Raw genomic sequence first — 1108 nt, forward strand, 5'->3', positions numbered from 1 at the left:
CTTTGATCCCCGCACGAAGAAGTTTAAAAACCATCTGTTGAGAAGCAGTAACCCTAATATCGGTTATCACAATATCCATGCACTGTTGTACAATGAAGGAAAATTGTGGATTGGCAGTTTCTCCCGTGGATTATATATCCTGGATATTCAAACGGGAAAAATGAAAAACTATCGCCATAACCGCGCAAACCCACATTCAATTCCTAACGACCATATCTACTCCATCTATCAAACGAAGGATGGCAGCATTTATCTGGGAACGCTTTCCGGATTCTGCCAGTTTCCGGACATTGGAACCTTTAAGCCATATCTTTATCTACGACATGGTTGAAGACCCATACGGAGACTTGTGGCTGGCAAGCAAAAGGGATGGTATCTGGCGTTACAACCGCCAAACCGGCAAACTGCACAACTATCGCAACGACCCGGCAAATCCTGATTCTCCTTGCAGCAACTGGGTAATCCGTGTGTATATCGATCATAAACAACATCTATGGTTCTGCACCGAAGGTGGTGGCATCTGCCGTTATCACTATCAGGAGGACCGTTTTGAGAACTTCTCCACCAAAGAGAATCTGCCGAACAATATCATCTATGGCATACTGGACGATCAATCGGGTAACTATTGGCTTTCTTCCAACAGAGGACTGATCCGGTATGAGCCGCAAAACAAACGGGCACAACTCTATACCATCGAGGATGGATTGCAAAGCAACCAGTTCAATTTCCGTTCTTCCCTGCAAGCCAGTGACGGGAAATTCTATTTCGGTGGGGTGAACGGGTTCAATTGTTTCTATCCGTTCAAATTATCTATTAATAAGGTAAGACCTACAGCGTCTATCTCGGCGGTATATATGCATAGCCCCGACGACAAAGTAAGCCTTAGCAAGCGTATACCTGCTCTTAGCGGACAGGTAACTGTTCCTTATCAGGTGGTGTCGTTCGACATCACGTTCGAAAGTCTTAGTTATGTGGCTCCCAGCAAGAATTTATATGCCTACAAACTGGACGGTATTCACAAAGAATGGATATACACGGATAAACATAACGTATCTTTTCTCAACCTGCCTCCGGGTGAATATACTTTCCGTGTGAAAGCCAGTAACCG

At 44.8% G+C, this 1108-nt stretch carries 1 pseudogene; it reads left to right on the plus strand.

Annotated elements, in window-relative coordinates:
* Positions 1-1108 (plus strand): annotated as a pseudogene (locus AB5935_RS27630) (two-component regulator propeller domain-containing protein); the annotation flags it as partial.

It is taken from the genome of Phocaeicola sp. RTP21198st1_B8_RTP21198_201120 (assembly GCF_040929485.1).
GTDB classification, from domain to species: Bacteria; Bacteroidota; Bacteroidia; order Bacteroidales; family Bacteroidaceae; genus Phocaeicola; species Phocaeicola dorei.